Below are 22668 nucleotides of genomic sequence, written 5' to 3' on the forward strand. Positions count from 1 at the left end.
AGCAATACTATTTATAAACCGAAACCCTTTGTGTACCCATCTCGTGTGGGATAAACAGGATAAAAAGCCCGGCTTTTGCGATGAATTTAGAAAAAATCAATGAGTTAACCGCGCAAGATATGGCGGGTGTGAATGCAGCAATCCTGGAGCAACTCAACTCTGACGTTCAGCTGATCAATCAGTTGGGCTATTACATCGTCAGCGGCGGCGGTAAACGTATTCGTCCGATGATTGCCATTCTGGCCGCACGCGCGGTTGGCTATCAGGGAAATGCCCACGTCACGATCGCGGCGCTGATCGAATTTATCCACACCGCCACCCTGCTTCACGACGATGTTGTGGATGAATCAGACATGCGTCGTGGAAAAGCCACCGCCAACGCCGCGTTTGGTAATGCGGCAAGCGTTCTGGTAGGCGATTTTATCTATACCCGCGCCTTCCAGATGATGACCAGCCTTGGCTCGCTGAAGGTGCTGGAAGTGATGTCAGAAGCCGTGAACGTTATCGCTGAAGGTGAAGTCCTACAGCTGATGAACGTCAACGACCCGGACATCACCGAAGAAAACTATATGCGGGTGATTTACAGCAAGACCGCACGTCTGTTCGAAGCCGCCGCGCAATGCTCCGGCATTCTGGCAGGCTGTAGCGAAGCTCAGGAAAAGGGCCTTCAGGACTATGGCCGTTACCTCGGCACCGCGTTCCAGCTGATTGATGATTTGCTGGACTACAGCGCGGATGGCGAAACGCTCGGTAAAAACGTCGGCGATGACCTGAACGAAGGCAAGCCAACGCTGCCGCTGCTCCACGCGATGCGCAATGGCACACCAGAGCAGGCGAAAATGATCCGGGAGGCTATCGAGCAGGGAAATGGACGCCATCTTCTGGAACCGGTACTGGAAACAATGGCTATCTGCGGCTCCCTGGAATGGACGCGTCAGCGCGCTGAAGAAGAAGCGGACAAAGCCATCGCCGCCATTCAGGTCATTCCCGACAGCCCATGGCGTGATGCGCTAATCGGCCTCGCGCACATCGCCGTCCAGCGCGACCGATAATCCCCTCCTCATCTCCCTGCGCCCACGCAGGGAGATTCCAGTACACACCAATAAATTACATTTCCGCGTAAGCCCATCGGGTTACAGGCCGCATGTATAAAGCCGTGCCTTATTCTGAATATTGCTTCTCGTAACATGAACTTTTTAGAACACATGTTCGAAGTGAGTATAGTAATGCTGTCTTTTCACACGAAACGACGTGGACGATAACGAACACAAGGACAGCATTATGGATACAAAATTCATCGACTGGCATTCTGCTGACATTATTGCGGCACTGCGTAAAAAAGGCACATCGCAGGCTGCCGAATCACGTCGTCATGGGCTAAGCTCGTCGACGCTGGCAAACGCCCTGACCCGCCCATGGCCGAAGGGGGAACTGATTATCGCGACGGCGCTGGATACGCATCCGTGGGTGATATGGCCGTCACGCTACCACGATCCCATTACCCATGAATTTATCGACAGAACGCGCATGATGCGCCAGAGCAAAACGAAGAAAGCGCATCAGGACTGATGCACCAGGATTGACAGGAACAGCAATCCCCCGGCCTGTTCTGGCAGGGGGGTGCCGGAACGATTACTCGCCCTTCACACGCTCGATATTTGCACCCAGCGCGCGCAGTTTGTCCTCAATACGCTCGTAACCACGATCGATGTGGTAGATACGATCGACAACTGTAGTCCCTTCCGCAATACAACCTGCCAGCACGAGGCTCGCAGACGCGCGCAGATCGGTCGCCATCACCTGCGCACCGGACAATTTTTCAACGCCGTGGCAAATTACCGTGTTGCTTTCAATCTCAGCATGCGCACCCATACGGATCAGTTCCGGTACGTGCATGAAACGGTTTTCGAAGATGGTTTCCGTGATGAAGCCCGTGCCTTCGGCCACCAGGTTCAACAGCGTGAACTGTGCCTGCATATCCGTCGGGAATGCCGGATGTGGCGCAGTACGCACGTTAACGGCTTTAGGACGCTGCCCGTGCATATCGAGGCTGATCCAGTCTTCACCGATTTCAATGTCCGCACCCGCATCGCGCAGTTTCGCCAGCACCGCATCCAGGGTATCCGGCTGGGCGTTACGGCAGACAATCTTACCGCCAGAAATGGCCGCGGCCACCAGGAAAGTACCGGTTTCGATACGGTCTGGCAGTACGCGATACACACCGCCACCCAGACGTTCAACGCCTTCGATGGTGATACGGTCTGTGCCCTGCCCGCTGATCTTCGCCCCCAGCGCGACCAGGAAGTTCGCGGTATCCACGATCTCCGGCTCACGGGCGGCGTTTTCGATGATGGTAGTGCCTTCTGCCAGCGTAGCAGCCGACATGATGGTGACCGTTGCGCCCACGCTCACTTTGTCCATGACAATGTGCGCGCCTTTCAGACGACCATTGACGGACGCTTTAACGTAACCCTCTTCCAGCTTGATCTCTGCGCCGAGTTTTTCCAGGCCGAAGATATGCAGGTCAACGGGACGCGCGCCGATAGCGCATCCGCCCGGCAGTGAAACCTGTCCCTGACCGAAACGCGCCACCAGCGGACCAAGCGCCCAGATGGAAGCACGCATGGTTTTCACCAGCTCATACGGCGCTGAGAAGTTGTTCACGTTGCTGGCATCGATCCAGACGGAACCGTTACGCTCCACTTTGGTGCCCAACTGGCCGAGCAACTTCATGGTCGTGTCGATATCTTTCAGCTTCGGTACGTTCTGGATCTCTACCGGCTCTTCTGCGAGCAGCGCAGCGAAAAGAATGGGCAGCGCGGCGTTTTTAGCGCCAGAAATTGTGACTTCGCCCTGGAGACGCGTGGGTCCCTGTACACGAAATTTATCCATCGTTTGCTCTCTTATAAATTCAACCGTGCTGCGGGCGTTTCGCCCTCAGCTCAAAAACCGTTTAGTTTGCGATCGCGTGCCCACTCCTGTGGGGTGAACGCTTTAATCGACAGGGCGTGGATGCGGTTATCCGCAATGTATTCCATCAGCGGCGCGTACACAGCCTGCTGTTTCTTCACGCGACTCATTCCGTCGAACATCTCACCCACAGCAATAACCTGGAAGTGACTGCCATCGCCAGAGACGTGGGCTTCCTGAAGGGAGAGTGCATTCATCAGCACAGTCTGGATTTCATTATTTTCCATGGGGTCTACATCATCTGATAGTGAAAACAAGCTCAACATCTTAGAGCAAAGTGGCGCGGTCTTAAACAAGCAAAAAGCCCCGACGCGTAAACTGTCGGGGCTTTCAGAAGTAACGTACTGAAAAAATTAGCGAGGTAATACGTCTTCGGGCAAATTGTAAAGCTGTGCAAGGGTAATCACGTTATCGCTTACCCCCGTCAGGGTAACGCTGCTCCCCTGCTTTTTGCCCGTGGCCACCAGGTGCGCCAGCAGGGCGATACCGGCGGTATCTACCCGCGTAACGCCATGGAGATCAATCAGCGTCACGCCCTGCATCGCGTTATGGCGAGCGTCCCACAGCGGGTTAAGCAGATCCTGATCCAGCTCTCCCGTCAGCGTCAACGTCTCGCCGTCACGCGCCCAGCTAAGCTGCTGTGACATTACTTCTTCTCGTCCAGGGTAATTTTCTGACGAGAGATGGACTGAAGCTGAGCCGTCAGGCCATCGATGCCTTTAGTGCGCAGCAGATCGCTCCACTCGTTCTGTTTAGTGGTGATCATGCTGACGCCTTCAGCGATCATGTCGTACGCCTGCCAGTTTCCGGTCTGGCTGTTTTTACGCCACTGGAAGTCCAGACGAACCGGTGGACGACCGTTTGGATCGATAATCGTCACGCGAATAGGAATGATAGTGGCATCGCCCAGCGGCTGTTCAGGGGCAATCTGATAGGTCTGCCCGTGGTACATCGCCAGCGCCTGGCCGTAAGCCTGTTTCAGGTATTCACGGAACGCCGCAAAGTAAGCCTCGCGCTGCGCCGGGGTCGCGTCTTTGTAGTAACGGCCCAGCACCAGTGCGCCCGCATACTTGATCTGCACATACGGCAGCAGTTCCTGATCCACCACATCACGCAGATAATCCGGGTTAGAACGGATTTTTGGCTGTTCGTTTTTAAGACGGTCGAAGGTTTTCTTCGCGGCCTCATTCATCAGTTTGTACGGGTTACTCTGATCCGCAGCGTGCGCCGCGGTAAGAGGGGCAATGACCAGCATGGCAACCATTAACAGTCGTTTAAACATGAATAACTTCTCCTGAAATTAATTCGTCGCGCCTGGCGTCGGTTCGACGTTGGTGTGGTCTTCACTCTGCGCAGGGGCATCGTCAGACTTTTTATCATCCCCTTTACTGTTGTAAAGGAACTGACCAATCATATCTTCCAGCACCATCGCTGACTTGGTATCCTGGATTACGCTACCGTCTTTAAGGATAGTCGTTCCCAGCTCAGGATCTTCAAAACCAACGTTAAGGGCCAGATATTGCTCCCCCAGCAGGCCAGAGGTGCGGATAGAAAGCGAGCTGGTGTCCGGAATGTGGTTATAGCGCTCTTCGATATCCATCGCGACGCGCGGCAGATAGGTTTTCTCATCAAGCGTAATGTCAGCGACACGTCCGATAACGACGCCACCAATACGCACCGGTGAGCGCGCTTTCAGGCCGCCGATGTTATCGAAAGTCGCGTAGACACGATACGTCGGCTCGGCGCGAACAGAGGTGATGTCCGCCGCTCGCAGGCAGATGAACAGCGCGGCCAGCAGCGCCAGAAGCAGAAACACGCCAACCCAAATTTCATTTTTTCTCGTTTGCATGAACTCAATTCCCAAACATCAGTGCGGTGAGCACAAAATCCAGACCTAAAACGGCCAGCGACGAATGTACGACAGTACGCGTCGTTGCACGGCTAATGCCCGCCGACGTCGGAATGGCATCGTAACCATTAAACAACGCAATCCAGGTAACCGTCACAGCGAAAACCACGCTCTTGATCAGACAGTTCACCAGATCCATCCGCAGATCGATGGCGTCCTGCATGGCAGACCAGAAGAATCCGGCATCAATGCCTTTCCAGTTAACGCCAACCAGCGCGCCTCCCCAGATACCTACCGCCACAAAGAGGATAGTCAGTAACGGCAAGGAGATAACCCCGGCCCAGAAGCGCGGCGAGATTACCCGGCGCAGCGGATCGACTGCCATCATCTCCATACTGGAGAGCTGCTCGGTGGCGCGCATCAGGCCAATTTCCGCCGTCAACGCTGACCCGGCACGCCCGGCGAACAGCAGCGCGGCAACCACCGGCCCGAGTTCACGCAGCAGCGAGAGCGCCACCAGCATGCCAAGGCTGGTTTCCGCGCTGTAGGTTGTCAGCACCAGATACCCCTGCAACCCCAGCACCATGCCAATAAACAGACCCGACACGATGATGATAAGCATCGACAGCACGCCGACGTTATAAAGCTGCCGTACCAGTAACGGCGCATGCTTGCGGAACTCCGGTTTGCCGACCAGCGCGTTGAACAACATTAATCCGGCACGCCCGAACGTACTGATGGTTTTTAGGCCACGGTGTCCAAGACCCGCCAACGCATTTAACAGCATGAGTGGCTTAACTCCCTATTCCGAGTAAATCGTCATGATAGTCGCCCGCCGGATAGCGGAAAGGCACCGGCCCATCTGCGATACCGTCCAGGAACTGCCGCACGCGCGGATCGCCATTCTCCTGCAACGCCTGCGCGCTGCCGTGGGCGACGATCTTTTTGTCAGCCACAATATAGGCGTAATCAGCGATACTCAGCACTTCCGGCACGTCGTGGGAAACCACCACGCAGGTGACGCCAAGGGCGCTGTTCAGCTCCGAAATTAACTTCACCAGCACGCCCATGGTGATGGGGTCCTGCCCGACGAACGGTTCATCGAACATGATTAAATCGGGTTCCAGGGCAATAGCACGCGCCAGCGCGGCGCGGCGCGCCATCCCACCCGAGAGTTCGGACGGCATGAGTTTCGCAGCCCCCCGCAGCCCCACGGCTTCAAGCTTCATCATCACCGTACTGTGCAACAGCTCAGGAGGAAGATGGGTGTGCTCACGCAACGGATAGGCCACGTTGTCAAAAACGTTCATATCCGTGAACAGCGCGCCCGACTGAAAGAGCATGCTCATCCGTTTGCGAACCGTGTAGAGGCGCGAGCGAGACATCGCCGGGACATTTTCGCCGTCGAAGAGAATTTCGCCGCTGTCAGGGGGGATTTGCCCGCCGATAAGACGCAGCAACGTGGTTTTACCGATCCCTGACGGCCCCATGATGGCGGTGATTTTACCGCGCGGCACGGTCAGCGAAATATCATCAAATATTAACCGGTTGCCGCGAGAAAAACTGACGCCCCGGACATCGACTATATTCGCCATCGTTTGGCTCATTTATGGTTCCTTACTTACCTTGCTTCACGGCTGGCATGAAGCGTAAATCAGCCCTAAACCCCGCATTTTTACAGAATATTCACTATTGGGGTTAGCGAAAGCTGGCATTTGTTTTACTTTTCCGGCGCATAAAGTCAAAATTAGGAATTCGTTACGTCTCAGACTTCTTCTGGCGCCAACATTCGTGCGCAGTGGACCAGCGAGTATACCTGAAGAAAGGACTTTTGATGCTTTTAGCAACAGCACTGTTAATAATTGGTTTACTGTTGGTGGTCTACAGTGCTGACCGTTTGGTCTTTGCCGCATCCATTCTCTGTCGACTCATTGGCATGCCGCCCATCATTATCGGCATGACGGTGGTCAGTGTAGGCACATCGCTTCCTGAAATCATCGTTTCTGTTTCAGCCTCGCTGCATGGGCAGGTCGACCTCGCTATCGGCACCGCGATTGGCTCTAACATCGTCAATATCTTACTGATTTTAGGCTTAGCCGCATTATTGCATCCATTTCGCGTGCATTCTGATGTTTTGCGCCGGGAATTGCCGTTAATGTTAGTCGTCAGTCTGCTGGCAGGCTACGTACTTTATGACGGGGTGCTGAGCGTCGGTGACGGTATATTCCTGCTCGCCCTGGCCGTGATCTGGTTGCTTTACAGCGTGAAGATCGCACGTCTGGCGGAAAAACAGGGTAACGATAGCCTCACGCGTGAGCATCTCGCCGAGCTGCCCCGGGAAGGAACCTTACCCGTCGCCCTGCTGTGGTTGGGCGTCGCGCTAATCATCATGCCAATGGCCACGCGGATGGTGGTCGATAACGCGACGGTGCTGGCGAACGCGTTTGCGATGAGCGAACTGACAATCGGTCTGACGGTAATCGCCATCGGCACCAGCCTGCCAGAGCTGGCCACCGCCATCGCCGGGGCGCGTAAAGGGGAAGATGATATCGCCATCGGCAATATCATCGGCTCGAATATTTTCAATATCGCAATCGTGACGGGGCTGCCGGCGCTAATCTCGCCGGGGCCGTTTAACCCTATGGTTTTCACGCGCGATTACGGTGTGATGCTGCTGGTCAGCGTGATTTTCGCCCTGCTCTGCTGGCGGCGAAAAGAGCAGATCGGCAAAGGCGCAGGCGCGCTGCTGACGGGTGGATTTATCGTATGGCTGGCGATGCTGTACTGGCTTTCGCCTCTTCTCTCTGGGTAAACGGAAACGCATTATGTCGCAAATAGAATTGCAGCCGGGTTTTGACTTTCAGAAAGCAGGCAAAGACGTTCTGGAGATTGAACGTGAAGGTCTGGCGCAGTTAGATCAGTACATTAATCAGGATTTTAGTCTGGCCTGTGAGAAGATGTTCTACTGTGCCGGCAAAGTCGTGGTGATGGGGATGGGCAAATCCGGCCATATCGGACGCAAAATGGCGGCGACCTTTGCCAGTACCGGCACGTCGTCATTCTTCGTTCATCCCGGTGAAGCCGCGCACGGTGACCTCGGCATGGTTACGCCGCAGGACGTGGTTATTGCGCTGTCCAACTCCGGGGAATCGAATGAAATCCTGGCGTTGATCCCGGTACTGAAGCGTCTGCACGTACCGCTGATTTGCATGACCAGCCGACCGGAAAGCAGCATGGCGCGTGCGGCGGATATTCACCTGTGCGTGAAAGTGCCTAAAGAAGCCTGTCCGCTGGGGCTGGCGCCGACCTCCAGCACAACCGCCGCGCTGGTGATGGGCGATGCCCTTGCCGTTGCGCTGCTGGAAGCCCGCGGTTTTACGCCTGAAGATTTTGCCCTGTCTCATCCCGGCGGCGCGCTCGGGCGCAAACTGCTGCTGCGGGTTAACGATATTATGCACACCGGAGATGAGATCCCGCACGTGAGCAAAGAGGCCTCTTTGCGCGACGCGTTACTGGAGATCACCCGTAAAAACCTGGGCATGACGGTTATCTGCGACGATCTGATGAAGATTCAGGGCATTTTCACCGACGGCGACCTGCGCCGGGTATTCGATATGGGTGTAGATGTCCGAACGCTGGGCATTGCTGATGTGATGACGCCAGGCGGGATCCGCGTCCGTCCGGGCACGCTGGCGGTAGATGTGCTGAACCTGATGCAGTCCCGTCATATTACCTCAGTGATGGTTGCCGATGGCGACCAACTGCTGGGTGTGGTACATATGCATGATCTGCTGCGCGCTGGCGTAGTGTAATGAAGGATAAGACAATGAGTAATGCGGGTGCATCCCTTGCAACCTGTTATGGCCCGGTGAGCGCCCACATGATGGCAAAGGCGGAAAATATCCGCCTGCTGATCCTCGATGTGGATGGTGTGCTCTCCGACGGTCTGATTTATATGGGCAATAACGGCGAAGAGCTGAAAGCCTTTAACGTTCGCGACGGTTACGGTATCCGCTGTGCGCTCACGTCCGGTATTGAAGTTGCTATCATCACCGGGCGGAAAGCTAAACTGGTAGAAGATCGGTGTGAAACGCTGGGCATTACCCATCTCTATCAGGGGCAGTCTGATAAGATGGTAGCTTTCCGGGATCTGCTGGGAAAACTGGCCATTGCACCAGAGAATGTGGCATACGTCGGGGATGATTTGATCGACTGGCCAGTGATGGCGGAGGTGGGTCTGAGCATCGCCGTGGCTGACGCGCACCCGCTGCTGATCCCGCGTGCTGATTACGTTACCCATATTCACGGTGGCCGCGGCGCCGTCCGTGAAGTCTGCGATCTGCTTCTGCTGTCGCAGGGCAAGCTTGATGAGGCGAAAGGGCAATCGATATGAGTAAAACCAGACGTTGGGTTATCATTCTGCTTGCGCTTGTCGCCCTGGTACTGATTGGCGTCAACCTCGCTGACCGCGATGATACGCAAGCGGAAGTGGTTAACACGAGCGACCCGACCTACAAAAGCGATCACAGCGACACCGTGGTCTATAGCCCGGAAGGCGCGCTGAACTATCGCCTCGTTGCTCAGCATGTAGAATATTTTTCAGATGACGGTACCTCGTGGTTTACCCAACCGGTCATGACCACCTTTGATACGGACAAAGTGCCGACGTGGTCTATCAAGTCTGACCGGGCAAAACTGACAAATGACCGTATGCTTTACCTGTATGGTCACGTTGAAGTCAACGCCCTGACCGCTGACGCGCAACTGCGAAAAATTACGACGGATAACGCCCAGATCAACCTGGTCACCCAGGATGTCACGTCGCAGGATCTAGTCACCCTGTATGGCACAACATTTAATTCCAGCGGTTTAAGAATGCGCGGGAACTTACGCAGCAAAAACGCCGAGCTGATTGAAAAGGTTAGAACCTCCTATGAAATTCAAAACAAACAAACTCAGCCTTAAAGTTGTTATCGCCAGCGCGCTGCTGGCGGCCAGTCTTCCCGCGCTTGCTGTGACTGGCGACACCGAACAGCCGATTCATATTGAATCCGATACCCAGTCTCTGGATATGCAGGGTAACGTCGTCACCTTTACCGGCAACGTCGTCATGACCCAGGGCACCATTAAAATCAACGCCGACAAAGTGGTCGTTACCCGTCCGGGCGGCGAGCAGGGCAAAGAGATTATCGATGGTTATGGCAACCCGGCCACCTTCTACCAGATGCAGGACAACGGCAAGCCGGTGAAAGGCCATGCCTCGCATATGCACTATGAACTGGCGAAGGATCTGGTCATCCTGACCGGTAATGCTTACCTGGAACAGCTGGACAGCAATATCAAAGGCGACAAGATCACCTATCTGGTGAAAGAGCAGAAAATGCAGGCCTCCAGCGAAAAAGGCAAACGCGTCACGACCGTGCTTGTGCCTTCGCAGTTGCAGGACAAGAACAACGGTCAGGCTCCGGCACAGAAAAAGAGTAACTAATTCGTTATGGCAACTTTAACTGCAAAAAACCTCGCGAAAGCGTATAAGGGCCGCCGCGTCGTCGAAGATGTCAGTCTGACCGTCAACTCCGGCGAAATCGTGGGTTTGCTTGGCCCTAACGGGGCGGGTAAAACCACGACCTTCTACATGGTGGTGGGCATCGTCCCGCGTGACGCCGGCAACATCATCATCGATGATGAAGATATCAGCCTGCTGCCGCTGCATGCCCGCGCGCGTCGTGGCATCGGCTATTTGCCGCAGGAAGCGTCTATTTTCCGCCGCTTAAGCGTGTTCGACAACCTGATGGCCGTGCTCCAGATCCGTGACGATCTGACCAGCGAGCAGCGCTCTGACCGTGCGAACGAGCTGATGGAAGAGTTTCATATCGAACATCTGCGTGACAGCCTCGGCCAGGCGCTGTCCGGTGGTGAACGCCGCCGCGTTGAGATTGCGCGCGCGCTGGCAGCAAACCCAAAATTCATCCTGCTGGATGAACCGTTTGCGGGCGTTGACCCCATCTCCGTTATCGATATCAAACGTATCATTGAGCACCTGCGCGACAGCGGGCTTGGCGTACTGATCACGGACCACAACGTTCGTGAAACGCTGGCCGTGTGTGAGCGCGCCTACATAGTGAGCCAGGGCCATCTGATTGCCCACGGTACGCCGCAGCAAATCCTCGAAGATGAGCATGTTAAGCGCGTGTACCTTGGGGAAGACTTCAGACTCTGATAGGGTAGAGGTTAAGTCACGCCGAACCGGAGAAAAACGCTCTGAACATGAAGCAAGGTTTGCAATTACGGCTCAGCCAGCAACTGGCCATGACGCCGCAGCTACAGCAGGCAATCCGTCTGTTGCAGCTGTCCACGTTAGAACTCCAGCAGGAGCTCCAGCAGGCGCTGGACAGCAATCCGCTGCTGGAGCAAACCGATCTTCATGACGAGGTAGACGCCCAGCAGACGCAGGACACAGAAACGCTCGACTCCGTAGATGCGCTCGAACAGAAAGAGATGCCGGACGAACTGCCGCTGGATGCCAGCTGGGATGAAATCTACACCGCGGGTACCCCTTCCGGGACGCGCGCAGACTACCAGGACGATGAACTCCCGGTCTACCAGGGCGAAACCACCCAGTCGCTTCAGGACTACCTGATGTGGCAGGTAGAGCTGACTCCTTTCTCCGATACCGATCGCGCCATTGCCACCTCGATTGTCGATGCCGTTGACGACACGGGCTATTTGACCGTGACGCTGAACGAGATTCTGGAAAGCATCGGCAATGACGAGATTGAACTGGAAGAGATTGAAGCCGTCCTGAAACGCGTTCAGCGTTTCGACCCGATAGGTGTCGCCGCGAAAGATCTGCGCGACTGCCTTCTGATCCAGCTTTCGCAGTTTGCCAAAGAGACACCGTGGATTGACGAAGCCCGGCTCATCATCAGCGATCATCTGGATCTGCTGGCGAATCACGACTTCCGCACCCTGATGCGCGTCACACGCCTGAAAGAAGAGGTGCTGAAGGAAGCGGTGAATCTGATCCAGTCGCTCGATCCGCGTCCGGGGCAGTCGATCCAGACCAGCGAACCGGAATATGTCATCCCCGATGTGCTGGTGAGAAAACACAATGGCCGCTGGGTCGTTGAACTGAACGCCGACAGCATTCCTCGCCTGCAAATCAACCAGCAATACGCCTCCATGTGCACCAGCGCACGTAATGACGCTGATAATCAATACATTCGCAGCAACCTTCAGGAAGCACGCTGGTTGATCAAGAGCCTGGAGAGCCGTAATGACACGCTGCTGCGCGTCAGCCGCTGTATTGTCGAACAGCAGCAGGCGTTCTTTGAGCAGGGCGAAGAGTTTATGAAACCGATGGTGCTGGCAGACATCGCCCAGGCCGTCGAGATGCATGAATCAACCATTTCCCGCGTGACCACGCAGAAATATCTGCACAGCCCACGCGGTATTTTTGAGCTTAAGTATTTCTTCTCCAGCCACGTGAACACCGAAGGCGGCGGCGAAGCCTCGTCAACGGCTATTCGCGCACTGGTGAAGAAGTTGATCGCCGCGGAGAACCCCGCGAAGCCACTCAGTGACAGTAAGTTAACCACCATGCTGTCCGATCAGGGTATTATGGTGGCACGTCGTACTGTCGCGAAGTATCGAGAGTCTTTATCCATTCCGCCGTCTAACCAGCGTAAACAATTGGTTTGACACAACCGATAAGGAAGACACTATGCAGCTCAATATCACCGGACATAACGTCGAGATTACTGAGGCTTTACGCGATTTTGTAAACACTAAGTTTGCGAAACTCGAGCAGTATTTCGAGAGGATCAACCAGGTCTATGTTGTGTTGAAAGTGGAGAAAGTGACGCATATCTCGGATGCGACCCTGCACGTCAACGGAGGGGAACTCCATGCCAGTGCGGAAGGGCAAGACATGTACGCGGCTATCGACGGCTTGATTGATAAGCTTGCGAGACAGCTCAATAAACATAAAGATAAACTGAAACAACACTAATTGTCCGGGCAGTTAACGGGTGCAGGACGGCCTGTTGTGAAACACAACAGGCCATTTGTACAGTTAGCGCTTAGGTGAAATTATGATAAACAACGATTCCGCTCTTCAACTGAGCAATGTCCTTAACCAGGATTGTACCCGCAGTGGCGTTCACTGCCAGAGCAAAAAACGCGCGCTGGAAATCATCAGTGAGCTGGCCGCAAAACAGCTGGGTCTGCCGCCGCAGATCGTGTTTGAAGCCATTCTGACCCGTGAAAAAATGGGCAGTACTGGCATCGGCAATGGCATTGCGATCCCGCATGGCAAGCTGGAAGAAGATACGCTGCGTGCCGTGGGGGTGTTTGTGCAACTGGAAACACCTATCGCTTTTGACGCCATCGATAACCAGCCTGTGGATCTGCTTTTCGCGCTGCTGGTTCCTGCCGATCAGACCAAAACCCACCTGCACACGCTGTCGCTGGTTGCCAAACGTCTGGCGGATAAAACCATTTGTCGTCGACTGCGCTCAGCCCAAAGTGATGAAGAGCTTTATCAAATTATCACTGAAGCAGAAGGCAATCAGGATGAGGCATAATCGGGAAAGGGCCTTCAGAACGGCTGCCCTGAGGAGAAACGGAACATGGTGCTGATGATCGTCAGCGGTCGTTCGGGGTCCGGGAAGTCCGTGGCCCTGCGCGCGCTGGAAGACATGGGATTTTACTGTGTAGACAACCTGCCGGTAGTGTTGTTACCCGATCTGGCGCGGACGCTGGCGGACAGGCAAATCTCTGCCGCCGTCAGTATCGACGTGCGTAACATGCCGGAATCGCCGGAAATCTTCGAGCAGGCAATGAACAGCCTGCCGGAATGCTTCTCGCCTCAGCTCTTGTTCCTGGACGCTGACCGCAACACGCTGATCCGTCGCTACAGCGATACACGTCGTTTGCATCCGCTCTCCAGTAAAAATCTTTCGCTGGAAAGCGCCATCGATAAAGAGAGCGATCTGCTTGAGCCGCTGCGTTCCCGGGCCGACCTGATTGTCGACACCTCCGAAATGTCCGTCCACGAGCTGGCGGAAATGCTGCGTACGCGCTTACTCGGCAAGCGCGAGCGCGAACTGACGATGGTGTTTGAATCCTTCGGCTTTAAGCACGGCATACCTATCGATGCGGATTACGTTTTTGATGTGCGTTTCCTGCCGAACCCACACTGGGATCCGAAACTGCGTCCGATGACCGGTCTGGATAAGCCGGTGGCAGCGTTCCTCGACAGACACACAGAAGTACACAATTTTATCTACCAGACGCGAAGCTACCTTGAGCTATGGTTACCTATGCTGGAAACAAACAATCGCAGCTACCTGACGGTGGCGATTGGCTGTACCGGCGGTAAACATCGTTCGGTCTACATTGCCGAACAGCTGGCCGATTACTTCCGCTCACGCGGAAAGAACGTTCAGTCCCGTCATCGCACGCTGGAAAAACGTAAAACATGACCGTAAAACAGACCGTCGAGATCACCAACAAGCTGGGCATGCATGCACGCCCGGCGATGAAGCTGTTTGAACTGATGCAGGGTTTTGATGCTGAGGTGCTGCTGCGCAACGACGAGGGAACCGAGGCAGAAGCCAACAGCGTAATTGCGCTGCTGATGCTGGATTCTGCCAAAGGCCGCCAGATTGAAGTTGAAGCCACCGGCCCGCAGGAAGAAGAAGCGCTGGCGGCAGTGATTGCCCTGTTTAACGCCGGGTTTGACGAAGACTAACGTTCGCCATGTCGGCGGGTAGCGCTCGCTTACCCGCCCTACATAAGATTATTTCGCTCCATAAACCCTTCCCCACCCAGCTGACGCATCTGGCGCATAATCCACGCCTGGCGGCTTCGCACGTAGCCTGACGGGGCGCTGGCCTTAAAACGCAGCGGGTTCGGCAGCACGGCGGCAAGCAGTGCCGCTTCGGACATAGTCAGCCTGCTGGCGGGCTTGCCAAAATAGCGCTGCGATGCCGCTTCGACACCAAATACGCCGTCACCAAATTCCGCGATATTCAGGTAGACGGTTAAAATGCGTTTTTTGCTCCACACCGTCTCGACGCCCAGCGTCAGCCCGGCCTCCAGCCCTTTTCTCACCCAGCTGCGACCGTCCCATAAGAACAGGTTTTTTACCGTTTGCTGAGAAAGCGTCGATGCGCCGCGGACGCGGTTTTCATGACGTTCATTATGATCCAGCGCCTTCTCGATAGCCGCCACGTCAAAACCCCAGTGGTCCGGGAATTTCTGATCTTCTGCCGCAATGACCGCCAGCCCCATCCACGGCGAGATTGCATCCATGCTGACCCAGTCAGAATGGGCAACATAGCCAAAATCCCCAGAGAGCCAGGCGCTAATCTGCCGCTCTGCCATCACGGCCGAGAACGGGACGGGCAGGATGCTGAACAGCGCAATACCGCCGCCCCAGAACACAGCCAGGACCATCACAATACGCAGCAGGATCCGTTTTAACCACCCGCCGGGGGAGAATTTACGACTCATTCGGTCAGGACCAGCACTCTGTCCACCAGCTTTTCAATGCCTGCGGCAGCCTCGGCAATGTTCTGCGCCAGCATATACGCTGGCGTGGTGATGATCTTGTTGTCCTCGTCCACCACAATGTCGTCTACCGGACATGGCACGTGTTCGCCGCCCATATCCTCGACAATCTCAGCGGTATCAATGTCGGTTCCGATCGTGAGCCGCAGCGGGAAATCAAAAATCTTCGGCAGCATGGCCGGCGCAATGCAGATAAAGCCCTGCGGCTTACCTGCCGCATGCATCGCCAGCGATAGCGCTTTCAAATCGGGATCGACATGACACGCCGTGCCTTCCGTTGCAAACGTGCTCAGGTTTTTCGCCGCGCCAAAACCGCCCGGCACGATGAGCGCATCAAGTTCAGCGGCATCGGCCTGTGCCAGCGGGTGAATATCGCCGCGCACAATACGCGCCGCTTCAATCAGCACGTTACGGCTTTCCGCCATTGGCTCGCCGGTGAGATGATTAATCACGTCTGCCTGGGTTTTATCCGGGGCGAAGCAGATAACGTCTGCCCCCTGGCGCGATAATGCCAGCAGCGTTAATACGGTTTCATGTATCTCTGAACCATCGTAAACACCACATCCGCTCAGCACGACACCAATCTTTTTCATTCTGACGATCCTTCTATGCAACTCGCTGAAGCACATTAAAAATTCTGATTAAAACGCTATGCTTCACACATTTCACTGATTCATGTAACAAACTGTTTAAGATTTGCTATCTTATCTGCGTGCGGCCTCAATTTTCAGGCGGCGTCCATGCGAAAACAACCCATAAAAATCAGGCGCAGCCACGATTTCCCTGGTGTTGGCGCAGTATTCGCGCACCCCGGTATAGCCGGGGTCATTTTTTTCTGGCGTCCACCCAGGCTTTCAGCACTGCCACATCGTTTTGCCACTCTTGTTTCATCTCTTCGACCCAATCACCTACGTTATCTTCCCAGGCAGGTAAATCAGGAGACTGAATCTGTTGGCCCAGCTGCTGGAGATGGCGTAACCCGACAGATCCTGCCGCGCCTTTGATTTTATGTCCCTCTTCGACGATGCCCTTCTGGTCACGCGCCGTCAGGTTGGATTCGAGCACGTTCAGATAGCCCGGCATCATTTTTTCGAACACGGCGAGGCCATCGGTGATCAGTTTTGGTCCCACCAGATCGATATACTGCTCCAGCATGGCGGTATCCAGTATCGTTTGGGCTTTAGCGCTATCAACAGACGTCATGGTGCTCTCCTCTTCATCACAGGTATCCCAGAACTTCTTGATCATCGCCGTCAGGGCGGGTACCGCCAGCGGCTTGCTGAGCACATCGTCCATACCGGCCTCGAGATACTCTTTTTTATCTTTCAACACGTTTGCGGTCAACGCCACCAGCGGCGGCAGCTCGTCAGGAGCATATTTGCGCGTCAGCTCGCGGGAGATATCCAGCCCGGTCATGTCCGGTAGCTGAATATCGAGCAGCACCAGGTCATACTCGCCCGGCGTGAACATCTCCAGCGCGGCTTTCCCGGTCATCGCCACATCCACGCTGTTACCGAGTTTTTCCAGTACCGACCGAGCGACAATGACGTTCAGCTCAATATCTTCCACCAGCAGAACGTGCAGGGCTGGCAGCGGCATATCGTCGTTCTCAAACGTATCTTCCACCTCTTCCGCCACGGCAGGCGCGTGGACGGTAAGCGTAAAGGTGGAGCCTTTACCCGGCTGGCTGGCAACGGTGATATCCCCGCCCATACTTTTCGCCAGACGTTTCGACACCGCCAGTCCAATGCCCGTACCGGTCGCCGGTTTACCGCCGTGGCTGTCTTTAACCTGATAATACATGGCGAAGATCTTATCCTGTTCCTCTTGAGGAATGCCGATACCCGAGTCCTCAACTTCAAAGTGCAGCATGTCGCCTTCGTCATAGCGAATGCGCACCGCAACCTGCCCCTTCTGGGTAAACTTCACGGCGTTGCTGATGAGGTTCCACAGGATCTGCCGCAGACGTGTGCCGTCCGTCACCACTTTATGCGGCAACGGCAGCGTTGGCTCCATCACAAAGCTCAACCCTTTTTGCTGAGCCTGTAAACCTGACAGGTTTTCCAGGTCCGCGAGGAAACCGGTAAAATCAACCGGCTGGTTGTCGAGCTGAACTTTACGGCGTTCCATCTTATCCATGTCGATAATATCATTGAAGATATTGCCCAGCGTGACCGCCGAGACGTGGATCGTTTTCAGGTATTTTTCCTGCTCGCTGGTCAGCTCGGTATCCAGCAGAATGCGGCTCAGCCCCACAATGCCATTCAGCGGGGTGCGCAGTTCATGGCTGATGGTGGAGATGAAGGTGGTTTTATCCCGGCTGGCGCGCTCCAGCGCATCCTGATAGCGCTTACGCTCGGTGATATCGCGGCCAAAGCCCATCAGACCATGACGTTTCCCCACCCGGTCGTAATAAGGCACTTTGCGGATCTCAAAGCAGGCTTTGCGCCCGTCAGGATAGTCCAGCCACTGCTCATAGGTCAGCGAAACGTTATGGCGGAAGACCTTTTCATCCGTCTCCATCACTTTTGCTGCCGCCTCTTCGGAATAGACATCCTGAGGTTTCAGGTGGATCAGCTGCTTTTCGCTTTTCCCGGTCAACAGTTCCATGGCCCGGTTACAGCCGGAGAACTCTTTATCTTCATTACGGTAGAACACCAGATCCGGCGACGCATCGAGGAACGAGCGCAGGAAAGAGGATTGCTGTTCAAGCTGGATCTGCGTCACTTCACGCTCTTTCATCTCAACTTTTAGCTGCTCAAGCGTGGTCTGACGCTCGGCTTCCGCCTTCTCACGGTCTGAAATTTCCTGATTCAGCTGGGCAATGTTGTCCTTGAGCTGAACGTTGAGTTTGAGATCGCGCTCGCGCATCTCTTCCAGCTTATCCACCAGTTTCGATAAACGCTGTCGGGACTCTTCCAGTTGCTCAACCACCACGGAGAGAAAATAGACCGCCCATGGGGTAATCAGCAGGCCAAAGAAAATAGAGCGGATCACGTCGATGCTCTCGACCTGACCATGCAGAACCATGGTCACGGCCATTTGCACGACGATGGCCAGAACGACCAGCGCCAGCGCCAGCAGCATGGAAAAACGCACCAGCCCGAGCTTCATCATCAGGTCGACGTAGTACTGGGCCAGCATTCGAATTTGCTTCATAGAGGATCCCTTCACGACTTTATCGCTCAATAATACTCAAATTCACGGCGAGGCGTTGAAGGTTGTGAGAAAAAGTGCGGGGTGAAACAGGAGATTAGCCTCGCCCCCGGGCAACCGGGAGCGAGGAAGAAGGTTTATCAGGAGCGTTTTAGCAGCATCCAGAGGCTGATCAGGAAGAAACTGGCGCTCGGCAACAGTGCGCCGATAATTGGCGGAATGCCATACACCAGCGTCAGCGGACCGAAAATCTGATCGAGGACGTAGAACACAAAACCAAAGCTGATACCGGTTACCACGCGAACCCCCATTGGCACGCTACGCAGCGGTCCAAAGATGAACGATAGCGCCATCAGCATCATCACGGCCACGGACAGCGGCTGGAAGATTTTGCTCCACATGTTGAGCTGGTAACGCCCCGCATCCTGTCCGCTCGATTTCAGATACTTCACGTAATTATGCAGACCGCTGATGGAGAGCGCATCGGGATCGAGCGCTACCACCCCAAGCTTGTCCGGCGTCAGGTTGGTTTTCCAGGTACCGCTAACGGTCTGCGAACCGGTGATCTGTTTCGGGTTCGTCAGGTCAGATTCATCAACCTGGGATAACCGCCAAAGCTTGTTGTTCGCATCAAATTTAGCGGAGGCGGCATAACGCACCGACTGTAAACGACGATCGTTATTGAAGGCATAGATACTCACGCCGCCCAGTTCATCGTCCCCTTTCACGCGTTCGATATAGACAAAGTTCTGACCATCTTTCGCCCATAATCCCTGCTGCGTGGAGAGCAGTGAACCGCCGTACATAGCCTGAGCACGGTAGTTACGCGCCATCTGTTCGCCCTGCGGCGCGACCCATTCGCCAATCGCCATGGTCAACAGCACCAGCGGGATCGCGGTTTTCATCACCGACAGCGCAACCTGCATACGGGTAAAACCCGATGCCTGCATAACCACCAGCTCGCTACGCTGAGCCAGCATCCCCAGGCCCAGCAGCGCCCCCAACAGGGCCGCCATCGGGAAGAAGATCTGCACATCTTTTGGTACGCTGAGCAGGGTATACATCCCGGCGCCCAACGCGTCGTAACTCCCCTGCCCGGCTTTTTTCAACTGGTCTACAAATTTGATAATGCCCGAGAGCGACACCAGCATGAACAGGGTCATCATGATGGTGGTGAAAATCGTTTTACCGATATAGCGGTCAAGTACGCCAAACGCCTGCATTAGATGGCTCCTTTACGCGTAAACCGGGCACGAAGACGACGCACAGGCACCGTGTCCCACAAGTTGAGTCCGACTGCCAGCAGCAGATACAAACCATTCACGACCCAGGTCCAGATCATCGGGTCAATTTTTCCTTTCCCGCCGTTAGACTTGATTGAGGTTTGCAGCAGGAAGAACACCAGATACAGCAGCATCGCTGGCAGCATCGACAGCACGCGGCCCTGGCGCGGGTTTACCACGCTCAGCGGAACCACCATCAGCGCCATCATAAATACGGTGAAGACCAGCGTGATACGCCAGTGCAGTTCAGCACGCGCACGATCGGTATCGGTATTCATTAAGGTGCGCATATCCATCTGCTCAGTATCCGTGGGATCGAGCGCGACGGCCTGATGGCCAATGATGGCCTGGTAGTTCTGAAAATCGGTAATACGGAAGTCGCGCAGCATAGCCGTGCCTTCGAAACGCGTTCCTTTGTTCAGCGTGACAACCTGAGAGCCGTCTTTACGCTGAGACAGCTGACCGGAGTCCGCCACCACCACAGAAGGCCGGGCGTTACCTTTCGGGCGCAGTTGAGCAAGAAACACGTCATTGAAGCGGTTGCCATCGACGCTTTCGATAAACAGCACGGAGTTACCGTCGGTCGCCTGCTGGAACTGCCCCTGCGCCAGCGCCGCCAGCCCCGGGTTAGCTTTTGCTTCCGCCAGCACCTCATCCTGATGACGAGAGGAGGTCGGCCCCGCCCACATGACGTTAACCGCGGCAACAATGCCCGTAAACAGCGCCAGCACCATGGCTGCTTTTACCAGTACGGCTTTACTGAGGCCGCAGGCATGCATCACGGTGATTTCACTTTCGGTATAGAGCTTACCCAGGGTCATCAGCAGACCAAGGAACAGGCTTAACGGCAGGATAAGCTGCGCCATTTCCGGCACGCCAAGCCCGAGCAGGGAAAGCACCAGATTCGTTGGGATTTCGCCATCAACCGCCGCGCCGAGGATCCTGACCAGCTTCTGACAGAAAAAGATCAGAAGGAGGATAAAGAGGATCGCCAGTTGGCTCTTCAGCGTCTCCCGAACCAGATATCTTATGATTATCACTTTAAATACGCCCGTTAAAACTCGTCTTATGCAGGAATTTAGCTTGTTTCATGGCTTAAACGTCATTTATTCTCTTGAGTCGTCGAAATCATCGCTAAGATTAAAAAACCCGGCGGATTCGCGCTTCATGACATTTATTGACGTGTCGAAACCGTAGTAACGTAAGATTAACACGAAGTCACCACAACGGCGGACATGAGTTACGAAAGGTTTCAATTCTATCCGTAGCCGCCGCCGTTGTCTTTAAGATTCAGGAGCGTAGTGCATGGAGTTCAGTGTAAAAAGCGGTAGCCCGGAGAAACAGCGGAGTGCCTGCATCGTTGTGGGCGTCTTTGAACCACGCCGACTCTCCCCGATCGCCGAGCAACTCGATAAAATCAGCGACGGTTATATCAGCGCCCTGCTGCGCCGTGGCGAACTGGAAGGCAAACCAGGGCAGACCTTGTTGCTGCACCATGTTCCGAACGTCCTGTCCGAGCGTATTCTGCTGATTGGCTGTGGTAAAGAACGTGAGCTTGATGAGCGCCAGTACAAGCAGGTTATTCAGAAAACCATTAATACACTGAATGATACTGGTTCGATGGAAGCCGTCTGCTTCCTGACGGAGCTGCACGTTAAGGGCCGCAACACGTACTGGAAAGTGCGCCAGGCCGTCGAAACCGCAAAAGAGAGCCTCTACAGCTTTGATCAGCTGAAAACCACCAAAAGCGAGCCGCGTCGCCCGCTGCGTAAAATGGTCTTTAACGTGCCAACCCGTCGCGAGCTGACCAGCGGCGAGCGCGCCATTCAGCACGGTCTGGCCATTGCCGCCGGTATTAAAGCGGCAAAAGATCTTGGCAATATGCCGCCAAACATCTGTAACGCCGCGTACCTGGCATCTCAGGCGCGCCAGCTGGCTGACGCGTACAGCAAGAACGTCATCACCCGCGTTATCGGCGAACAGCAGATGAAAGAGCTGGGGATGCACTCTTATCTGGCGGTCGGTAACGGCTCCCAGAACGAATCCCTGATGTCGGTCATTGAGTACAAGGGCAATCCGTCAGAAGATGCGCGACCCATCGTGCTCGTCGGTAAAGGGCTGACCTTCGACTCCGGCGGTATCTCCATCAAGCCTTCAGAAGGCATGGATGAGATGAAGTACGACATGTGCGGCGCGGCGGCGGTTTACGGCGTCATGCGCATGGTCGCGGAACTTCAGTTGCCCATCAACGTGATCGGCGTGCTGGCGGGCTGCGAAAACATGCCTGGCGGCCGCGCTTATCGTCCGGGTGATGTGCTGACCACCATGTCCGGCCAGACCGTTGAGGTGCTGAACACCGACGCCGAAGGCCGTCTGGTGCTGTGTGACGTGCTGACCTACGTTGAGCGTTTCGAACCTGAAGCGGTTATCGACGTGGCTACCCTGACCGGCGCCTGCGTGATCGCGCTGGGCCATCACATCACCGGCCTGATGTCGAACCACAACCCGCTGGCGCATGAGCTGATCGGCGCGTCCGAGCAGGCCGGCGACCGCGCGTGGCGTCTGCCGCTGGGGGACGAGTTCCAGGAACAGCTGGAGTCTAACTTCGCAGACATGGCGAACATCGGCGGTCGTCCTGGCGGAGCTATTACCGCGGGCTGCTTCCTGGCGCGCTTTACCCGCAAGTACAACTGGGCGCACCTGGACATCGCGGGGACCGCATGGCGCTCCGGTAAAGCCAAAGGCGCGACCGGACGTCCGGTGGCGCTGCTGTCGCAGTTCCTGCTCAATCGTGCGGGTTTTAACGGCGACGAGTGATGAAAAACGCCGGGTGGC

Annotated in this window: 26 protein-coding genes; 14 read left to right on the forward strand and 12 right to left on the reverse strand. The window is 55.2% G+C overall.

The genetic code is table 11. The features are described 5' to 3' along the window. Positions 1-80: 80 nt before the first annotated feature. Positions 81-1052 carry an octaprenyl diphosphate synthase gene (gene ispB / locus FZF21_RS19320; protein ID WP_006812126.1) on the forward strand — a complete coding sequence of 324 codons (972 nt, stop codon included), beginning with the start codon at positions 81-83 and terminating at the stop codon, positions 1050-1052. A gap of 229 nt (positions 1053-1281) precedes the next feature. Beyond that, entirely contained in the window at positions 1282-1569 is a 288-nt protein-coding gene (gene sfsB, locus FZF21_RS19325) for a DNA-binding transcriptional regulator SfsB (RefSeq protein WP_149121168.1), read from the forward strand. A gap of 63 nt (positions 1570-1632) precedes the next feature. On the opposite strand, the gene murA is transcribed toward sfsB, so the two are convergent. The 7 genes from murA to mlaF all read right to left on the reverse strand — a co-directional run bounded on the left by murA (position 1633) and on the right by mlaF (position 6426). Continuing rightward, complete coding sequence (gene murA / locus FZF21_RS19330) at positions 1633-2892, reverse strand: UDP-N-acetylglucosamine 1-carboxyvinyltransferase (RefSeq protein WP_006812128.1); 1260 nt, start codon at positions 2890-2892, stop codon at positions 1633-1635. A gap of 50 nt (positions 2893-2942) precedes the next feature. Next, positions 2943-3197 (reverse strand): BolA family iron metabolism protein IbaG, encoded by a 255-nt coding sequence (gene ibaG, locus FZF21_RS19335; protein WP_003861840.1) that lies wholly within the window; start codon positions 3195-3197, stop codon positions 2943-2945. A 126-nt stretch (positions 3198-3323) separates the two neighbouring features. Next, a complete protein-coding gene (gene mlaB, locus FZF21_RS19340; RefSeq protein ID WP_003861843.1) occupies positions 3324-3617 on the reverse strand; it encodes a lipid asymmetry maintenance protein MlaB in 294 nt (97 codons plus the stop codon). Beyond that, positions 3617-4252, reverse strand: coding sequence for a phospholipid-binding protein MlaC (mlaC, locus tag FZF21_RS19345; protein ID WP_003861845.1), 636 nt, complete (start codon positions 4250-4252; stop codon positions 3617-3619). The genes mlaB and mlaC overlap by 1 nt, the downstream gene beginning before the upstream one ends. Positions 4253-4270: 18 nt before the next feature. Next, entirely contained in the window at positions 4271-4819 is a 549-nt protein-coding gene (mlaD, locus tag FZF21_RS19350) for an outer membrane lipid asymmetry maintenance protein MlaD (protein WP_006812131.1), read from the reverse strand. 4 nt (positions 4820-4823) lie between these two features. Next, positions 4824-5606 carry a lipid asymmetry maintenance ABC transporter permease subunit MlaE gene (gene mlaE, locus FZF21_RS19355; protein WP_003861848.1) on the reverse strand — a complete coding sequence of 261 codons (783 nt, stop codon included), beginning with the start codon at positions 5604-5606 and terminating at the stop codon, positions 4824-4826. Positions 5607-5613: 7 nt separating this feature from the next. Next, positions 5614-6426 (reverse strand): phospholipid ABC transporter ATP-binding protein MlaF, encoded by an 813-nt coding sequence (gene mlaF / locus FZF21_RS19360; protein ID WP_017382730.1) that lies wholly within the window; start codon positions 6424-6426, stop codon positions 5614-5616. Positions 6427-6653: 227 nt separating this feature from the next. On the opposite strand from mlaF, the gene FZF21_RS19365 reads away from it, so the two are divergent. The 11 genes from FZF21_RS19365 to npr all read left to right on the forward strand — a co-directional run bounded on the left by FZF21_RS19365 (position 6654) and on the right by npr (position 14573). Beyond that, a complete protein-coding gene (locus tag FZF21_RS19365) occupies positions 6654-7631 on the forward strand; it encodes a calcium/sodium antiporter (RefSeq protein WP_003861852.1) in 978 nt (325 codons plus the stop codon). A 13-nt stretch (positions 7632-7644) separates the two neighbouring features. After that, the gene (kdsD, locus tag FZF21_RS19370) at positions 7645-8631 is read left to right on the forward strand and encodes an arabinose-5-phosphate isomerase KdsD (RefSeq protein ID WP_003861853.1); all 987 of its coding nucleotides are present in this window, start codon (positions 7645-7647) and stop codon (positions 8629-8631) included. A gap of 14 nt (positions 8632-8645) precedes the next feature. Beyond that, a complete protein-coding gene (gene kdsC, locus FZF21_RS19375) occupies positions 8646-9212 on the forward strand; it encodes a 3-deoxy-manno-octulosonate-8-phosphatase KdsC (protein ID WP_017693909.1) in 567 nt (188 codons plus the stop codon). Then, positions 9209-9784, forward strand: a complete 576-nt coding sequence (lptC, locus tag FZF21_RS19380) for an LPS export ABC transporter periplasmic protein LptC (RefSeq protein ID WP_015571983.1) — start codon at positions 9209-9211, stop codon at positions 9782-9784. The genes kdsC and lptC overlap by 4 nt, the downstream gene beginning before the upstream one ends. Further along, the gene (lptA, locus tag FZF21_RS19385; protein ID WP_006812136.1) at positions 9753-10307 is read left to right on the forward strand and encodes a lipopolysaccharide ABC transporter substrate-binding protein LptA; all 555 of its coding nucleotides are present in this window, start codon (positions 9753-9755) and stop codon (positions 10305-10307) included. Before lptC ends, lptA begins: the two co-directional genes overlap by 32 nt. Before the next feature lie 6 nt (positions 10308-10313). Further along, a complete protein-coding gene (gene lptB, locus FZF21_RS19390; protein WP_023304493.1) occupies positions 10314-11039 on the forward strand; it encodes an LPS export ABC transporter ATP-binding protein in 726 nt (241 codons plus the stop codon). Positions 11040-11086: 47 nt separating this feature from the next. Further along, positions 11087-12520 carry an RNA polymerase factor sigma-54 gene (gene rpoN, locus FZF21_RS19395; protein WP_045907663.1) on the forward strand — a complete coding sequence of 478 codons (1434 nt, stop codon included), beginning with the start codon at positions 11087-11089 and terminating at the stop codon, positions 12518-12520. Positions 12521-12542: 22 nt separating this feature from the next. Then, on the forward strand, positions 12543-12830 hold the full coding sequence (gene hpf, locus FZF21_RS19400; protein WP_003861866.1) for a ribosome hibernation promoting factor: 288 nt from the start codon (positions 12543-12545) through the stop codon (positions 12828-12830). Between the two features lie 82 nt (positions 12831-12912). Then, entirely contained in the window at positions 12913-13404 is a 492-nt protein-coding gene (gene ptsN / locus FZF21_RS19405; protein ID WP_003861869.1) for a PTS IIA-like nitrogen regulatory protein PtsN, read from the forward strand. 45 nt (positions 13405-13449) lie between these two features. After that, complete coding sequence (gene rapZ, locus FZF21_RS19410) at positions 13450-14304, forward strand: RNase adapter RapZ (RefSeq protein ID WP_003861870.1); 855 nt, start codon at positions 13450-13452, stop codon at positions 14302-14304. Then, positions 14301-14573, forward strand: a complete 273-nt coding sequence (npr, locus tag FZF21_RS19415; protein ID WP_003861872.1) for a PTS phosphocarrier protein NPr — start codon at positions 14301-14303, stop codon at positions 14571-14573. Before rapZ ends, npr begins: the two co-directional genes overlap by 4 nt. A gap of 38 nt (positions 14574-14611) precedes the next feature. On the opposite strand, the gene mtgA is transcribed toward npr, so the two are convergent. The 5 genes from mtgA to lptF all read right to left on the reverse strand — a co-directional run bounded on the left by mtgA (position 14612) and on the right by lptF (position 20873). Continuing rightward, positions 14612-15337 (reverse strand): monofunctional biosynthetic peptidoglycan transglycosylase, encoded by a 726-nt coding sequence (gene mtgA / locus FZF21_RS19420; protein WP_047738184.1) that lies wholly within the window; start codon positions 15335-15337, stop codon positions 14612-14614. Then, positions 15334-15987, reverse strand: a complete 654-nt coding sequence (gene elbB, locus FZF21_RS19425) for an isoprenoid biosynthesis glyoxalase ElbB (protein WP_015571987.1) — start codon at positions 15985-15987, stop codon at positions 15334-15336. Before elbB ends, mtgA begins: the two co-directional genes overlap by 4 nt. 232 nt (positions 15988-16219) lie before the next feature. Then, positions 16220-18553 carry an aerobic respiration two-component sensor histidine kinase ArcB gene (gene arcB, locus FZF21_RS19430; RefSeq protein ID WP_017382727.1) on the reverse strand — a complete coding sequence of 778 codons (2334 nt, stop codon included), beginning with the start codon at positions 18551-18553 and terminating at the stop codon, positions 16220-16222. 137 nt (positions 18554-18690) lie between these two features. Then, on the reverse strand, positions 18691-19773 hold the full coding sequence (gene lptG / locus FZF21_RS19435; RefSeq protein ID WP_001147540.1) for an LPS export ABC transporter permease LptG: 1083 nt from the start codon (positions 19771-19773) through the stop codon (positions 18691-18693). Then, positions 19773-20873: an LPS export ABC transporter permease LptF gene (gene lptF, locus FZF21_RS19440; protein ID WP_003861881.1), complete on the reverse strand. Its 1101-nt coding sequence runs from the start codon at positions 20871-20873 to the stop codon at positions 19773-19775. The genes lptG and lptF overlap by 1 nt, the downstream gene beginning before the upstream one ends. A gap of 265 nt (positions 20874-21138) precedes the next feature. On the opposite strand from lptF, the gene pepA reads away from it, so the two are divergent. Next, entirely contained in the window at positions 21139-22650 is a 1512-nt protein-coding gene (gene pepA, locus FZF21_RS19445; protein WP_003861882.1) for a leucyl aminopeptidase, read from the forward strand. The last annotated feature ends 18 nt before the right edge of the window (positions 22651-22668 follow it).

The sequence above is a fragment of the Enterobacter sp. LU1 genome, assembly GCF_008271405.2.
GTDB classification, from domain to species: Bacteria; Pseudomonadota; Gammaproteobacteria; order Enterobacterales; family Enterobacteriaceae; genus Enterobacter; species Enterobacter hormaechei_C.

Bases quoted from the DNA above. Each gene is read 5' to 3' on its own strand.
- ispB (WP_006812126.1), top strand. From the start codon at position 81: ATGAATTTAGAAAAAATCAATGAGTTAACCGCGCAAGATATGGCGGGT.
- sfsB (WP_149121168.1), top strand. From the start codon at position 1,282: ATGGATACAAAATTCATCGACTGGCATTCTGCTGACATTATTGCGGCA.
- murA (WP_006812128.1), bottom strand. From the start codon at position 2,892: ATGGATAAATTTCGTGTACAGGGACCCACGCGTCTCCAGGGCGAAGTC.
- ibaG (WP_003861840.1), bottom strand. From the start codon at position 3,197: ATGGAAAATAATGAAATCCAGACTGTGCTGATGAATGCACTCTCCCTT.
- mlaB (WP_003861843.1), bottom strand. From the start codon at position 3,617: ATGTCACAGCAGCTTAGCTGGGCGCGTGACGGCGAGACGTTGACGCTG.
- mlaC (WP_003861845.1), bottom strand. From the start codon at position 4,252: ATGTTTAAACGACTGTTAATGGTTGCCATGCTGGTCATTGCCCCTCTT.
- mlaD (WP_006812131.1), bottom strand. From the start codon at position 4,819: ATGCAAACGAGAAAAAATGAAATTTGGGTTGGCGTGTTTCTGCTTCTG.
- mlaE (WP_003861848.1), bottom strand. From the start codon at position 5,606: ATGCTGTTAAATGCGTTGGCGGGTCTTGGACACCGTGGCCTAAAAACC.
- mlaF (WP_017382730.1), bottom strand. From the start codon at position 6,426: ATGAGCCAAACGATGGCGAATATAGTCGATGTCCGGGGCGTCAGTTTT.
- FZF21_RS19365 (WP_003861852.1), top strand. From the start codon at position 6,654: ATGCTTTTAGCAACAGCACTGTTAATAATTGGTTTACTGTTGGTGGTC.
- kdsD (WP_003861853.1), top strand. From the start codon at position 7,645: ATGTCGCAAATAGAATTGCAGCCGGGTTTTGACTTTCAGAAAGCAGGC.
- kdsC (WP_017693909.1), top strand. From the start codon at position 8,646: ATGAGTAATGCGGGTGCATCCCTTGCAACCTGTTATGGCCCGGTGAGC.
- lptC (WP_015571983.1), top strand. From the start codon at position 9,209: ATGAGTAAAACCAGACGTTGGGTTATCATTCTGCTTGCGCTTGTCGCC.
- lptA (WP_006812136.1), top strand. From the start codon at position 9,753: ATGAAATTCAAAACAAACAAACTCAGCCTTAAAGTTGTTATCGCCAGC.
- lptB (WP_023304493.1), top strand. From the start codon at position 10,314: ATGGCAACTTTAACTGCAAAAAACCTCGCGAAAGCGTATAAGGGCCGC.
- rpoN (WP_045907663.1), top strand. From the start codon at position 11,087: ATGAAGCAAGGTTTGCAATTACGGCTCAGCCAGCAACTGGCCATGACG.
- hpf (WP_003861866.1), top strand. From the start codon at position 12,543: ATGCAGCTCAATATCACCGGACATAACGTCGAGATTACTGAGGCTTTA.
- ptsN (WP_003861869.1), top strand. From the start codon at position 12,913: ATGATAAACAACGATTCCGCTCTTCAACTGAGCAATGTCCTTAACCAG.
- rapZ (WP_003861870.1), top strand. From the start codon at position 13,450: ATGGTGCTGATGATCGTCAGCGGTCGTTCGGGGTCCGGGAAGTCCGTG.
- npr (WP_003861872.1), top strand. From the start codon at position 14,301: ATGACCGTAAAACAGACCGTCGAGATCACCAACAAGCTGGGCATGCAT.
- mtgA (WP_047738184.1), bottom strand. From the start codon at position 15,337: ATGAGTCGTAAATTCTCCCCCGGCGGGTGGTTAAAACGGATCCTGCTG.
- elbB (WP_015571987.1), bottom strand. From the start codon at position 15,987: ATGAAAAAGATTGGTGTCGTGCTGAGCGGATGTGGTGTTTACGATGGT.
- arcB (WP_017382727.1), bottom strand. From the start codon at position 18,553: ATGAAGCAAATTCGAATGCTGGCCCAGTACTACGTCGACCTGATGATG.
- lptG (WP_001147540.1), bottom strand. From the start codon at position 19,773: ATGCAGGCGTTTGGCGTACTTGACCGCTATATCGGTAAAACGATTTTC.
- pepA (WP_003861882.1), top strand. From the start codon at position 21,139: ATGGAGTTCAGTGTAAAAAGCGGTAGCCCGGAGAAACAGCGGAGTGCC.